This window comes from Defluviitoga tunisiensis (assembly GCF_000953715.1).
In the GTDB taxonomy this organism is placed as follows: domain Bacteria; phylum Thermotogota; class Thermotogae; order Petrotogales; family Petrotogaceae; genus Defluviitoga; species Defluviitoga tunisiensis.
This window is the reverse complement of sequence record NZ_LN824141.1, coordinates 392984-406907: the sequence shown is the minus strand read 5'-3', so window position 1 is coordinate 406907 and position 13924 is coordinate 392984. Positions and strand designations below refer to the sequence as shown.

Sequence of the window (13924 nt, the reverse complement as noted above, 5' to 3'; positions counted from 1 at the left end):
GTGAAAAAATGTATTTTGACTTTGTCAATTTTGTTTCTATCAATTTCTAGTATATTTGGAGCACTTTCAATTGATGATTTAATTAATCTTTCAAAAAACACGGGCACACTAGAGCTAGCTTGGGAAAGATTTTTAGAATATTTACAAGACAATCCTTCCGACGAGCGAATTTCAGAGGTTGGTGAATTGATCTCTGCAAAAATATATTTATACAACAAGTATAAAGATTTTTATTTTGTGAATGAGCTTATTACAGAAAACATTAAGTCTTTTTGTATTAACTTAGGTGTATTAAGTACGGATTTTCGTATACCCAAAGAGGATACAGAAAAGATTATTTTTATATTTCCACAAATTCCTGATATTGTTGAAGAAATTCTAACAACCGGTAATTTTTCTGAACCGTCTTATAAGTATTTGTACAAATTAGAAGGCTTAAATTATTTTATAATTGTTGACTCATATGATTTATTTGTTCAAAAGATTATAGAAAATTCAATTAAATTGCCAATTTTTTTTGATGAAGACATGAAACATTTTGTATTAACCTTTGTTCCAAAAAATAATTTTGCTTTATTTGAAGAAATTATTAATAAGTCTAAATATATAGTAAATGAGGAGAACTACTTAGGTATATACAGTCTTCTTTCTTTTTTAAATGATAATAATGCATTAAAGCAGTCTCTAGTAATTTATTCACAGCTTGACAAATATTTCTCGTTAAAAAAGGAGCTTACTTCGCTTAACAATAGCGTTTTTTTTGTAGAAAAGCAAGAACTATCATCTTTTATTTCTCAAGTTTTTGATGTAGGTAATGAACTAAAAGACCTTCAAATTGAGAAAACTCTTTTATCTAATATGTACTATTCTCTGTTAAGAACCTTGAATTCTAAATTAGAGAATATTCAAGAACTTGTACCAATTGAAAAAGACTTTGAAGAGTTAAAATTTGCTTTTAACAATGAGATCAACGGTGAAATATTAAAATTACAAAATAATGTAGTGAGGATTCAAAGTTATCCAGCGGGAAAAGCTTCTTTATCTTCATCATTAGCAGAACAAAAATCTAATGAAGAAGCTCAAAATAAAAACAACACACATTCCACTTTTTTATATGTTGTAGCGGGAATAGGAATAGGTATTCTGTTTGTGTTTTTATATTTTGAATTATTTCCTACCTATAATAAAATTAATTTTTTGTGTAACATTAAATTGGGTAAATACGCAGTACATTTAGCTGAAAAGCTGGTAATTAAAGATCCAGGAAACTATAAAAATTTTTTAATACTTGCAAGAGCCTATGAAGTATTGGGAGATTATACTGCTTCTATAGATGCATATAGATCAGCTATAAACCTAAAGGATAAGAACGTATTTGATAAAAAAGAATAGTTAAAGGGAGACATTAACCGTGAATGAATTTAATTTGTTGATTTTATCTACCTCTTTAGATGAAATGTTTGTGCTGTTAAAAGATAAAAATGACAATATATATAAAAAAAGTTTGCTAGATAAAAAATCCGGGAATTATCTAGCGAAAGCGGTAAAAGATACATTAAAAGAAGCGAACGTAACAATAAACGATATAGAAAAATTTGCAGTCGATATTGGTCCTGGATCATTTACAGGAATAAGAGTGGCAATAGCAACTTTACAAGGTTTGTTAGTAAGTCAGCCAGAAAAAGAGGTTTATACTTTTTTGTCAACTGATTTTTTATGTCATTCCTCTTTAATTAAATATAAAAATGACCTATTAAATAAAAAATTAGCAGTATTAAAACGTGCTAGAGAAAATGCTGCTTATGTGGCTATTTATAAGAATAACACGAGAATTTTTGGACCAGAAATGGTATTTTTCAATAATTTTGATAAAATTCTAAAGGATTGTATTTTAATAAACAAAGAGTCAATTTATTTTAAAGAAAAATATAAACTAGAAAATGAACTGTTAATTTCAGAAATAGATAATCAAAGTGTTATTGAAGTGGCAATGAGGGGTGAGCGAGTAAAAGTAGAAGAATTAAAACCTTTGTATCTTCAGAAACCAATAGCCGTAGAAAATTATGAAAAGAATAAAAAATGATTTCAATTACTTATTATGAAAATATTTGTCTAGTAAAAAATGTATGATGAATCCAAATAAAAAGCTTAAACTATATAATAATTTCATAGGTTTTCTTGAGTTGATATTTGTCAAGTAAATTATAATTGAGATACCAATTCCTGTAAATATTGAGTGCCAAAATCCTCGATGTTTAGTTAGTGTGTTAAATAAAAGACCTAAAAGTAATCCTATTAATGTTCCGAACAATATAATAATAAAATTTGAGGTATTATATGAAAAAGGTAAATAAGTCCTGTATAGATAATCAAACTCAAACAGATAATAGACAGAGATGAATATTAATAATAATCTAAAAAGTTTATTAATGAATGAATTATTATGATCGACATCTGAGAAATCACTACCAAACACAAATAAAAAGTAAGAGAATATAATTTCCGAGGGAATATAATTTACTTCAAAACAGAAAAAACTGTAAAACCAATTAAATAAGAAAAAAAAGAAAGGGAAAATAAAAATGCCTGAGAGAATGTGTGTTTTAAAATTAGGCATTGTTTTTATTTTCCACCTTGCTTTGTTCGTCGACAGTTAGTACTTCCATAGGATGATTTTTTATCCAACATTCGATGATGCCACCATTCTTTATGTCTTTATAAAATAAAATTTTTGATTGCTCACATTTTATTGTTTTTGTAATTGTTTTTAAAATTGGTCTGTTATAATATTGTAACTGCTGCAAAGCTTTAGAAGTGAGTTTGTCAGCTATAATAGAATTTGCCCCTGCGGAGAATATAAAATCAAAATAATTTGAAATTTTAGAGATAGTAATATTCCTAATTTCATTATGTGCCCAATTAAATGTTCCATAAGTTACAAACTCTCCTAAGAAGTTAAATAAAGGAATACCTTCCAAATTATAATAATTTAATAATCTTTCTAATGCTTGTGGAGTAACAAATATGACTTTTCCAGTATATAATATTTTGTCTCCATTCTTAAGTTTGTTTAAATTTTCTAAGGAAATTGGATAGATTAGGTTTATCAAAATACCCTATCCTCCTCAGAGTTGCTTTGGTCTTCAAAAGATCTACCGGCTTTAGAAATTATTTCATATGTTAAAGTTTTAAGTGAAATAACAAAATCTACATTTTCTACGACTACGTCTTCATTTACATTTAGTGTAACTGGAGTAAAATTTAAAATGCCTTTTATACCTGCTTCTACTAACAAATCTGTAACAGGTTGAGCAGCAGAAGGTGAAACCGTCAAAATAGCTATTTCAAAATTAGTCTTTTTTATATCTTCCTTTAAATCGTTAATATGTTTAATAACTACTCCTGGTAATAAAATAGAATTAACCTTTCGTTTATCTACGTCAAATGCAGATACAATTTTAAACTTGTTTTTTTCAAGTTCAGGATAGTGTGATATTGCTTTTCCTAAATTTCCAACACCTATTATAGCAACATTCCAAACCCTTTCAGTTCCTAGAATAATGTGTATTTTTGACAATAGTTTTTCTACGTTGTAACCTACACCCCTTTTTCCAAATTCTCCGAAATAAGAAAGATCTTTTCTTACTTGAGAAGCTTTTATATTCAAAGCTTCAGCTATTTCTTTAGAAGATGTTTTTTCTACTCCTTCTTCTTTTAATTGTGTTAAGAATCTATTATACATTGCAATTCTTTTTATAGTAGGTTTTGGTACTTTAATATCTCTCATTTTTGTATAGTTTCTCTGCATAAATTAGCTACTTCAAAGGCAGAAAAACCCTTACACCTCCTTTATAAATTTTTGGATGTGTCTTAATATTGAAAATACAGCCAATGCAATTACTTTGTGTCATTTGACTAGGATATTGACTATTTTTCCAGGAACATATATAATCTTCTTGACAGATTTATTTTCTATATATTTTTGAATTTTTTCATCCTCTAAAACGATGGCTTTAATTTCTTCTTCAGATAGGTTTAGATTTATAGTAACTTGAGATCTTAATTTACCATTGATTTGAACTGCTATTGTAACTTCTTCTATTTTCAATGCCTCTTTGTCAACTTCGGGCCAAGTTGCATTAATTATAAGATCATCCTTTCCTAGCATGCTCCATAATTCTTCACAGATATGTGGAGCAATGGGAGAAAGCATCAATACGAAATCGTCCGCAAACTCCTTTAATAATGATGAATTCCATTCATTTTCATTTACTGAGTTTAGATAATTGCTACAATCGTTCAGTAATTCCATCAAGGAACTAACAGCCGTATTAAATTGGAAGTTTCCTTCTATATCATTTGTTATTTTTTCTATAGTGCTATGCAATTTTCTTCTCAAATCTTTTTCAATTTGATTTTTAAGATGATATTTTGTGTGAAATTGTATATTATCAATTTTATCAATGATTTTCATATATGTGTTCCAAACTTTATTTAAAAATCGATAAGTTCCTTCAATTCCTGAATCGTTCCATTCAGCATCTTTTTCTGGGGGTGCCATAAATAATATGTATGTTCTTAGGGCATCAGCTCCATATTTTTCAATCATATCATCTGGAGACACAACGTTTCCTTTTGATTTAGACATTTTTGCACCATTTCTATAAATCATTCCTTGTGTAAAAAGATTTTCAAACGGTTCATCAAAATCAAGAAAATTAAGATCTTTCAATACTTTAGTTATAAACCTTGAATAAAGTAGGTGCAAAATGGCGTGTTCTACCCCACCTATATATTGATCAACAGGTAGCCAATAATTTACGTCGTTTTTTTCAAAGGGTTTATCGGTTAGGTCAGGATTGATATATCTTAGGTAATACCAGGAGCTATCAACAAATGTATCCATAGTATCGACTTCTCTTTTCGCGTCACCACCACATATAGGACATTTAACATTTTTAAAATCAGGATGATCAATCAACGGACTTGTACCAGTAGGTTTAAACTCAACGTCCCTAGGCAATCTTACGGGTAAATCTTCTTCAGCGACAGGTATAGTGCCACATTTTTCACAATAAATAATAGGGATTGGAGCACCCCAGTATCTTTGCCTTGAAATAAGCCAATCTCTCAATTTGTATTGAACAGTGAAAGTCCCAATTTTTTTACTTTCTAACCATTCACAAATTTTTTTAATGGCTTCTCGATTTTCCAAACCAGAGAATATATCAGAGTTGATTAAAATTCCATCATCTGTATAAGCATTTTCCAAACTTTCACTATTATTCGTATTTTCTGAATCTTTAGGTTTTATAACAATTCTAATAGGTAAGTTGTATTTTTTTGCAAATTCAAAGTCTCTTTGATCGTGAGCAGGCACAGCCATAATGGCTCCAGTGCCGTATTCATATAAAATATAGTTTGCAATATATATAGGTATTTTTTCTCCGTTAACAGGATTAATAGCATAACTACCTGTAAAAACGCCTTCTTTTGGGGCGTCTTGAGAAGTGCGTTTAAATCTATCTTGAACACTAATCATTTTAATAAATTCTTCAACTTTTTGTTGATTTTCTGGGGTTGTTAGCTCTTCTACTAATGGAGATTCAGGTGCTAACGCCATAAAAGTAACTCCCCACAAGGTATCAGGCCTTGTAGTAAAAACTTTTAATGTTTTATCCATGTTATCTATTTTGAAATCTACTTCTGCCCCGACACTTTTACCAATCCAGTTTCTTTGCATAGTTTTTACATTTTCTGGCCAACCGGTAAGTTTATCCAAATCATTTAAGAGTTTTTCAGCATAATCAGTAATTTTAAAATACCATTGTTCTAATCTTCTGATGGTAACTTCTGTACCACATCTCTCACATTTACCGTTAACTACTTGCTCATTCGCTAAAACAGTTTTACAGTGAGGACACCAATTAACGGGTGCCTTCTTTTTATATGCTAAGCCATTTTTATATAGTTGAAGAAATAGCCATTGAGTCCATTTATAATAATCTTCCTTACAGGTAATAACCTCTCTATCCCAATCATAGCTTATACCAATCTTTTTAATTTGTTTTCTAATAATATCAATATTTTTAAATGTCCATTCCTCAGGATGTAATTTTCCTTTTTCTATTGCGGCGTTTTCTGCAGGTAATCCAAAAGCATCAAATCCAAACGGATGTAGTACATTGAATTGTTTTGTTCTTTTATATCTAGCGACAACATCCCCAATTACGTAGTTTTTAACGTGACCAACATGTAATGTACCAGATGGATAAGGGAACATAACTAAATCGTAGTACTTAGGTCTTTTATCCTTGTTAGATGTTTTGAAGATTTTCTTGTCTTCCCAAATTTTCTGCCACTTTTGTTCAATCTCCTGTGGATTATAATTTTTATTTGTTATAGACATTTCAGCATTTTCCTCCATTTTAAGATTAATCGACAATTTTATAATGATCTATCCCTTGACTAAAAAATGAGTTACGTTGTTAATTATACCACATTTATTGTCCTGTAACAGTTGGAATATAAAGATTTAAATCTTTCATGAGGTTACTGATTTCCTTAGTTGGATGTTTAATTAACCTATATTGCCCAGGTTCCTTTATTAGGAAATATGTATTATCCGGGACCCCGCTCTTGAAAGAAGAGTTATAAGGAACTTGATATGTATATTGGGTTTCAATAGATGGATTTTTGAAAAAATAGAATTTGTAAGGATTTAATCCGGGTTTTAAGTTTCCTTGAAAAACATACTTTCCTTCCGGATTTTTAAAAGATACCCACACTTCATTGTGTCCTATTATATATATTTGAATATAACCTGCATTAGATGGTTCATCTAGATGTGTTAAAATTTTATCTAAATCATTCAAGTTTTTTTCTAAAAAACTTTTAGAGACAATGAATTTTTCTACTATTCCATTTGGATCATAGTATCCTTGAAGTGTACTGACTTCTTTTTCAATTTCATTAATTTTTTGTGTTACGTTAGAATTTAGTCTATTAAATTGACTTTGAAAACTTCTTTTTAATTCGATAATTCTGATCTCATTAGTTATTGCAATTGTTATAGCTACAAGAGTCATTACTATGAGAGTTATTTTATATTTCATATTGACCCTCCAAAAATATCTTTAATTTGATCGTATTCATCTTTTTTACCCTCTAAAATTTTTTTAATTTTCTGAAGGGTATTATCTACTTTTTTTGTGTTAACATTAGATATATCGCTTATTTCTTGATATGTGTACCCATTCATCCATAATTTTACTATTTCTTTTTCTTCTTCTTGTAATTCTTCCATACTTTTTGTAAAAAAATAATCCATTAAGAAGTCTTCTTTTTCTGAATCGACGCCTTCAAAATAGTAATCGGGATTTTCACTGAAATTATCATCAGTTTTTTCAATACTTATAGCATCAGTTAAAACCTTATGCTTATTTCTATTAAGGTATGTTACAAAAGATTTAACTTCAGAAGATATGTTCATATAGGCAAAACTCGAGAACTTAGTATTTGCGTCATCCCTAAAATTATAAACTGCTTGAATTAAACCGACAAAACCTATTTGTAAAAAATCTTCGAATTCTACCCATGTTCCATAATATTTAGACACAATAGATTTTACCATAGGTTCAAATTTTTCTAATATAAGTCCTAAAGCTTCCTTATCACCAATTTGAGATAACTCTATAAGTTCATTTAAATGTAATCCTCTAAGTTTGTAAATATTTCTGCTCATAAAACTCCCTATTTCTAAATGGTTTGCAAAAGATAATTCTAATTTACTTTTATTATACTACATAGTTCTTCAGAAAAGAAAAAGGGTGAATTATTTCACCCTCCGAAATACTCAGTTTTTCCATTTTTTGAATTAAACATAAAAGAGAAAAAAATGCAACTTAAATTAATTCATTTGATTTTATTCCTTAATAATCATAATGTATAATGAATATACCCATCCCCCCGAAACATCATAATTGATATTTCGGCCCATCCAAATGAGGACGCGTTGCGTCCTCATTTTTTATATCCTATTTTAGCAAAGTCTACTTCATTAATTTTTTTAATATCTCCTGGATGTGGAACCTCTCGTATACTCCATGGCCCAAATTTAATTCTTGTTAATTCAATAACTTTATATCCTAGAGATTTAATCATTAACTTGATCTGTCGTTTTTTTCCTTCGTTTATTGTTATTTGAATTAGTGAAGAATTATCATGTTTTTGTAAGATTTTTATTTTAGCTGGTAGAGTTTTATAGCCTGTTTCTAACAATACGCCATTTTTCAACTTCAATATTTCTTTTTGAGATAAGACTCCATTTATTAAGACATTATACACCTTACTTATATTATTTTCTGGCCTTAAAAGAAAATTGGCAAATTTTCCGTCATTGGTTAAAAGGAGTATACCGCTTGAATCATAATCTAATCTTCCTACATAAAAAACTTTTTCTTTTATCTTGTTTTTTATAAGTTCCTGAATAGTATTTCTTCCATATTCGTCTTTAAAGGTGCATAAATAACCTTTTGGTTTATTTAATAAATAATAAACCTTATTATTTTGTGTTTTTATTATGTCGCTAACTTTGATAAATGTGTTGTCGAATTCAATAATGTCGGTATCATTTAACTCATACCAAGGTTCTTTTATAAGTTTGCCATTGACTTTTACACCATTAGTTAAGATATACTCAGAGGATTTTCTTCTACTTAGAAACATTGTCTGAAGTGCCTTTTGCAAATTCACTTTTTTTCATATCCTCCAGTTTTTTTATTGTTTTATCAGGTAATAAATCATAAAATTTTTCAGTTAGCATATAGTATGGTTGTTTTTTTCTTTTAATCTTTTTAACTAGGCCGTATTCTGTAAGTTTTTTAATTTGATAATAGCTATTTTTACCTCTAATATTTTCTATTTCTATTAATCTGCTTTCCCCGTTCATAAATAGTATGGTCAATACGTCAAATTGAGTTTCTGTTAGTTCAAGTTTTCTAGGATTAGGGAAAATCATAGATTTAATTTCCGGTTTAATCTCAAATCTGTATTTATTTCCATTTTTTACCAGTTCTACTCCATGTTGATCTTGAATGTAATGCAATTCTATTTCTGTTAAATATTGTTTTACGTCTTCCTTTTTTATCTTCAATCGCCTTGAAATTTCTTGAAGTGAAACTCCATCTGTTTTAGAGAATATATACGCCTCTATCATTCTTATTTCAACATCGATTTTTTTATTTTCCATATTATTCCTACTTCCTTTTGCTAAATCGTTATCATGTCTCTATTCGATAAAAAAATCCTTCTTTATAATCAAATATTTTGTGTTGAACTAGTACCAAAGCTGCTAAAAACAAAACTACGAACTTAAGCTTATTGTAATTTGCATATTCAAAGAGGTTATACACATTAAAACGATTAATTTTTTCTAAATCTTTTATAGCTTTTTCAACATTATAATCGTCTTTTATAATTTCTAGTCTTTTTTGATTAGTAATGTAGTCATCAAAAAATTTCACTAGTTGATATCCAACATCCTCACTATCTAAGGTAGCAGTTTTTTTAACTTTAACAGCTTTTCTTTTGTTTTCGCCAAAATCTTCCTTTATTAAATCTTTAGCTTGTTTTAATATATCATAATTTTCAATTGTTGTGTATATGAACTCTCTCTGCCTTTTGAAATCCTTGTCTTTAGAAGAATTGGGCAATATTTCTCTTGATTTTAAGAAAGTTAAATATGATGCTAATTCTAAAAATTCTCCTATTGAATTTAAATCTTTGTAATTAGTGTTAACATAGTCAAGAAACAGATCTGAAATAACACTAACAGATATCTGTCTAACCGATATCTTTTTTTCTTTAACTAATTCAACTAATTTAGAAAAAGGACCTGAAAATATGTCAAATTGTACACTAACTTCCTCAAAATTTACTTTAGTTCCCCTCTCTTTTACCACCTAAGATGCATAGCGTCTTTAACTTCTTGCATTGTTTGTTTGGCAACTTTTCTCGCTTTTTCATTACCATCTAAGGCAATATTTTTAGCATCATCTTTAGATATTTTTGCTAGGTTATTCCAAATTGGCTGCATTTCTTCTTTCATATTTCTGATAAGCAATTTTTTACAATCAACGCAACCAATTGAAGCAGTTGTACATCCATGAATTACCCATTCTTTTTCATCTTGTAATTTTGTAAATGCTTTATGATATTCCCATACAGGACATTTTTCAGGATCACCTGGATCAGTTCTTCTAATTCTAGCTGGATCTGTCATCATGGGTAGTATTTTTTCTTTCAACTCTTTTTCATTTGTTTCAATATTAATTATATTTCCATAACTTTTTGACATTTTTCTTCCATCTGTTCCTGGTAACTTTTTAACTTTGGATATTAATGCTTGAGGTTCGGGAAAAACTTCACGATATTGGAGATTAAATTTTCTAGCAGTTTCTCTTGTAAACTCTATATGGTAAATCTGGTCTTCACCAACAGGGACTATGTCACCCTTATACATTAAGATGTCAGCAGCTTGTAGTAAAGGATATCCTAAGAAACCTAAATTCGTTAAATCTCTGTCAGATATATTATTAATTTGATCTTTGTAGGTGGGGATTCTTTCTAAACGTGATACAGAGGTTATCATACTTAACAATAAATATAGTTCTGCATGTTCTTTAATAGCCGATTGAACAAACAGCACGCTTTTTTCAGGATTCAATCCAACAGCAAGATAGTGCCTGAGAATATCTAACGTTGATTCTTCAATAATTTCCACACTATCAAAGTGTGAAGTCAATGCATGCCAATCTGCAACAAAAAAGAAGTTATTAGGCGACTTTTCCTGAATCTCTACCCATTCTTTTAATGTGACAAGATTTCCAATATGTAATTTTCCTGTGGCTCTCATACCACTAACTATTATCATCTTATGCCTCCATCTTTGGAATAATTAGTCATATTTATATGATCATATATAAAATTATAACACACAATTGATTTATATTGATTTATGGGGCTTTAAAATTATATATGGGTTTTATTCTTTCTATTATCTCTACAGTATCTTTAATTGCTTCTTCAATTTCTTCAAGTGGTTTATATACCATAGGAGATTCATCTATTGTTTGAAAACCTATGGAAGTTGAATATATTCCACGCATGCTATTTTTAAATTTTTCTAAATCTAATTCTTTTTTTGCCTGTCTTCTACTCATGATTCTACCAGCCCCATGAGGTGCGGAATAATTCCAGTCAGGATTTCCTTTCCCAATACAGATTAAACTGCCATCTCTCATGTTAATTGGTATTATCAATTTTTCTCCTTTTTGAGCTGAAACTGCACCTTTTCTTAAAATCATTTTTTCTAGATCTATATAATTGTGGATAGTTGAAAAGTGTTCTAAAACTGTTAAATTTAAATTTTGTACAATTATATCAATCATTGCTCTTCTATTTGTTTGAGCATAATGCTGAACTATCTTCATGTCGTGTAGATAATCATTAAAAGGTCCATTTTCAAGATAAGCCAAATGTTTTGGAATATTTGTTTTTTCAGAATTAACAAGCTTTTTTTTCTTTTTTTTCTTAGACTTTTTTGTAGGAAGGGAGCTTCCAGATAATAATGCGTAAGCTAAATTTTGATAGTATTCAGCTACTTCTTTTCCTAAATATCTACTTCCCGAATGAACAAGAAGGTATAGATGTCCATCTTTATCTATGGCTAACTCTATAAAATGATTTCCTCCGCCTAAAGTGCCTATACTCAATAGCGCCCTTTCAAGATCAACATAGTCCCTACATTTTAGATTAAAAATGTTTGTATTTTCGACATAGGGGTGAGGAGTTGTTCTAACTCTAAATCCAGAAGGAATTTCTCTCCGAATTATACTATCAAGTAATTCAAAATTTACTTTGTTTTCTTGTATTTTACAAACATTTACTCCACAACCTATATCTACCCCAACTAAATTAGGAACAACTTTATCTTTTATAGTCATTGTTGTTCCTATTACGCATCCAACTCCAGTATGTGCATCTGGCATTATCCGAATTTTGCTTCCCTTTACAAATTCTTGATTGCAAAGTTCTTTAATTTGTTTTATAGCTTCTTCTTCTAAACTTTTAGCAAAAATTTTTGCTTCATTAAACTGTCCTTTAATTACTAACATATCATTCATTCCTTATCTTACATTTTATCTATCAAAATAATAACATAAAAGTGTTAAAAATCTTAAAATAGGATATAATAATCATGAAGATAATTAATTTTTTCCATTTAAGGTATTTATTTTAAAGTTTCTTTAAAATCAGACGATAATAAATTTGAGAGTCTGTGTAGGAGCAAATTGTATATTTGTCTAGTAGTTATTTTTGTAAGGGGATGATAAAATGGCATATAATCCTTATTTAGGTTCTTTTCAAATGCCTGGTATTGCTTCAGGCTTTGACACAGCTTCCGTAGTTTCCAAATTGATGGAAGTCGAAATGCAGCCTTTAAATAGGGCACAAGAAAAATTTGATACTCTTAACTATCAGCAAAAAGTATGGATGCAGGTAGATAAGAAATTAGAAGAATTTTATGATTTTTTAATAGAGTTTAAGTTGCAAGGAAATTTAATTCCTAAAAAGGCTGTTTCTTCCGATGAAAAAGTCTTAACAGCTTCTTCTTCAGCGGATGCAGACAATGCAACTTTTTATTTAAAGGTTAATTCTTTAGCTTCTCCTACAGTGGTTGTTGGCGAAGTGACAGATTCAACAATTAAAAAGAAATCTACGATAGGCTCAATTTTGGAAATTGAGGATGATACTCAAGAAATAAAGTTTTCGATTTCAAAAGATGGAGGATCAACTAAAGAGATTACTCTTTCTTCAACTGATACCATTAATGATTTAATAGCAAAGATAAAAGGTTCTGAAGCAGACGTGAGTGCAAAGTTTGATGAGGCAAACAGTAAGTTTTTTTTAATTAGCGATAAAAATGGTCCAGAAAATATTAGTGTATCTGCCGAAGAAGGTTCTTTAGGGAAAGTGTTATTAGAGAAGTTGGGATTATTAAGTGGGGAAACAACTACAGGTAGTTATGCAGAAGTTGAGTTGTCTTTTGATGGTATAAATCCTTCAACAACATACGAACAGTTAAATGAAAATACAATTAATATATTTGGTACAACGATAGAATTAAAATCACTTTCTGATGAGTTTGTTAAAATTTCAGTAGAACAAGACATAGATAAGAGTGTCGATACTGTCAAACAATTTGTAGATAAGTATAATGAAACAATTACTTATGTATATGATTTACTTCATGAAAGTAAGGTTACTGATAAAGCTGCCGAGGACATGACTGAAGAAGATTATATGAAAGGGATATTAGCTAGAGATAGAAATTTAGAGAACATTTTTTATAAATTAAGAAATATGGTTTATTCTTCTACTAATGTAGACGGAGAGTTTAAAAGTTTATTAAGTATAGGAATAGGTTCGGGAGATACAGGTAGAAATTATGAAAGCACCATGAAAGGACTTATTAAATTAGACGAGGATAAACTTAGAGAAGCTTTGAATAATAATCCAGAAGATGTTTGGAAATTATTTGCAACAAACGATAAAACTAATGAAAAATATGGTGTTGCGCAAAAAATACAGAATTATGTCTATGATGTCACTAAATTTAATGGCTATATTGACAGAATTGCCGGCACTAACGGTACGATAGGGAATCAAATGAGAAGCCTTGCTAAAGAAATGACAAATCTTTTGGATAAACTGCAAAAGAAGGAAGCTTACTATTACGCTAGATTTACGGCAATGGAACAAGCTGTTCAAAAGTTATCAATGCAAGGTGCTTATATTCAAAACGCATTCTCTAAACAAAATCAATAACAACAAATAATCAAAAAAATGGTGCTGTTAGTTA

The 13924-nt window shown here is 29.3% G+C and carries 14 protein-coding genes; 3 read left to right on the top strand and 11 right to left on the bottom strand.

Translation table 11 applies throughout. The features are described from left to right. Together DTL3_RS01875 and tsaB are read left to right on the top strand one after the other, a co-directional pair. A complete protein-coding gene (locus DTL3_RS01875; RefSeq protein WP_045087282.1) occupies positions 1–1392 on the top strand; it encodes a tetratricopeptide repeat protein in 1392 nt (463 codons plus the stop codon). A 19-nt stretch (positions 1393–1411) separates the two neighbouring features. Next, positions 1412–2083 (top strand): tRNA (adenosine(37)-N6)-threonylcarbamoyltransferase complex dimerization subunit type 1 TsaB, encoded by a 672-nt coding sequence (gene tsaB / locus DTL3_RS01870; protein ID WP_052670258.1) that lies wholly within the window; start codon positions 1412–1414, stop codon positions 2081–2083. A gap of 6 nt (positions 2084–2089) precedes the next feature. Here the strand turns inward: tsaB and DTL3_RS09890 are convergent, their stop codons facing one another. The 11 genes from DTL3_RS09890 to DTL3_RS01820 form a co-directional block, all read right to left on the bottom strand. Continuing rightward, on the bottom strand, positions 2090–2617 hold the full coding sequence (locus tag DTL3_RS09890; RefSeq protein WP_084217090.1) for a metal-dependent hydrolase: 528 nt from the start codon (positions 2615–2617) through the stop codon (positions 2090–2092). Then, entirely contained in the window at positions 2610–3110 is a 501-nt protein-coding gene (locus DTL3_RS01865) for a hypothetical protein (RefSeq protein WP_052670256.1), read from the bottom strand. Before DTL3_RS01865 ends, DTL3_RS09890 begins: the two co-directional genes overlap by 8 nt. Continuing rightward, positions 3107–3808, bottom strand: a complete 702-nt coding sequence (locus tag DTL3_RS01860) for a redox-sensing transcriptional repressor Rex (RefSeq protein ID WP_231854030.1) — start codon at positions 3806–3808, stop codon at positions 3107–3109. The genes DTL3_RS01865 and DTL3_RS01860 overlap by 4 nt, the downstream gene beginning before the upstream one ends. 99 nt (positions 3809–3907) lie before the next feature. Then, positions 3908–6409, bottom strand: a complete 2502-nt coding sequence (gene leuS, locus DTL3_RS01855; protein WP_045087281.1) for a leucine--tRNA ligase — start codon at positions 6407–6409, stop codon at positions 3908–3910. Positions 6410–6503: 94 nt separating this feature from the next. Beyond that, entirely contained in the window at positions 6504–7115 is a 612-nt protein-coding gene (locus DTL3_RS01850; protein ID WP_045087280.1) for a hypothetical protein, read from the bottom strand. Then, on the bottom strand, positions 7112–7744 hold the full coding sequence (locus tag DTL3_RS01845) for a sigma-70 family RNA polymerase sigma factor (RefSeq protein WP_045087279.1): 633 nt from the start codon (positions 7742–7744) through the stop codon (positions 7112–7114). The genes DTL3_RS01850 and DTL3_RS01845 overlap by 4 nt, the downstream gene beginning before the upstream one ends. A 278-nt stretch (positions 7745–8022) precedes the next feature. Next, positions 8023–8754, bottom strand: coding sequence for a pseudouridine synthase (locus tag DTL3_RS01840; protein WP_231854028.1), 732 nt, complete (start codon positions 8752–8754; stop codon positions 8023–8025). Next, positions 8714–9250 (bottom strand): SMC-Scp complex subunit ScpB, encoded by a 537-nt coding sequence (gene scpB / locus DTL3_RS01835; RefSeq protein ID WP_045087278.1) that lies wholly within the window; start codon positions 9248–9250, stop codon positions 8714–8716. Before scpB ends, DTL3_RS01840 begins: the two co-directional genes overlap by 41 nt. Before the next feature lie 31 nt (positions 9251–9281). Further along, positions 9282–9962 (bottom strand): segregation/condensation protein A, encoded by a 681-nt coding sequence (locus DTL3_RS01830; protein WP_045087277.1) that lies wholly within the window; start codon positions 9960–9962, stop codon positions 9282–9284. After that, entirely contained in the window at positions 9956–10933 is a 978-nt protein-coding gene (gene trpS, locus DTL3_RS01825; RefSeq protein ID WP_045087276.1) for a tryptophan--tRNA ligase, read from the bottom strand. The genes DTL3_RS01830 and trpS overlap by 7 nt, the downstream gene beginning before the upstream one ends. An 82-nt stretch (positions 10934–11015) precedes the next feature. Then, positions 11016–12176: an RNA-splicing ligase RtcB gene (locus DTL3_RS01820; RefSeq protein ID WP_045087275.1), complete on the bottom strand. Its 1161-nt coding sequence runs from the start codon at positions 12174–12176 to the stop codon at positions 11016–11018. A gap of 220 nt (positions 12177–12396) precedes the next feature. Between DTL3_RS01820 and fliD the strand changes: the two genes are divergently transcribed. Next, positions 12397–13890, top strand: coding sequence for a flagellar filament capping protein FliD (fliD, locus tag DTL3_RS01815; protein WP_045087274.1), 1494 nt, complete (start codon positions 12397–12399; stop codon positions 13888–13890). Positions 13891–13924: the final 34 nt, after the last annotated feature.

Excerpts from the sequence above, each read along its gene's own strand:
- DTL3_RS01850 (WP_045087280.1), bottom strand. The coding sequence starts at position 7,115 with ATGAAATATAAAATAACTCTCATAGTAATGACTCTTGTAGCTATAACA.
- DTL3_RS01860 (WP_231854030.1), bottom strand. The coding sequence starts at position 3,808 with ATGCAGAGAAACTATACAAAAATGAGAGATATTAAAGTACCAAAACCT.
- trpS (WP_045087276.1), bottom strand. The coding sequence starts at position 10,933 with ATGATAATAGTTAGTGGTATGAGAGCCACAGGAAAATTACATATTGGA.
- leuS (WP_045087281.1), bottom strand. The coding sequence starts at position 6,409 with ATGTCTATAACAAATAAAAATTATAATCCACAGGAGATTGAACAAAAG.
- DTL3_RS01820 (WP_045087275.1), bottom strand. The coding sequence starts at position 12,176 with ATGTTAGTAATTAAAGGACAGTTTAATGAAGCAAAAATTTTTGCTAAA.
- DTL3_RS09890 (WP_084217090.1), bottom strand. The coding sequence starts at position 2,617 with ATGCCTAATTTTAAAACACACATTCTCTCAGGCATTTTTATTTTCCCT.
- scpB (WP_045087278.1), bottom strand. The coding sequence starts at position 9,250 with ATGGAAAATAAAAAAATCGATGTTGAAATAAGAATGATAGAGGCGTAT.
- DTL3_RS01845 (WP_045087279.1), bottom strand. The coding sequence starts at position 7,744 with ATGAGCAGAAATATTTACAAACTTAGAGGATTACATTTAAATGAACTT.
- fliD (WP_045087274.1), top strand. The coding sequence starts at position 12,397 with ATGGCATATAATCCTTATTTAGGTTCTTTTCAAATGCCTGGTATTGCT.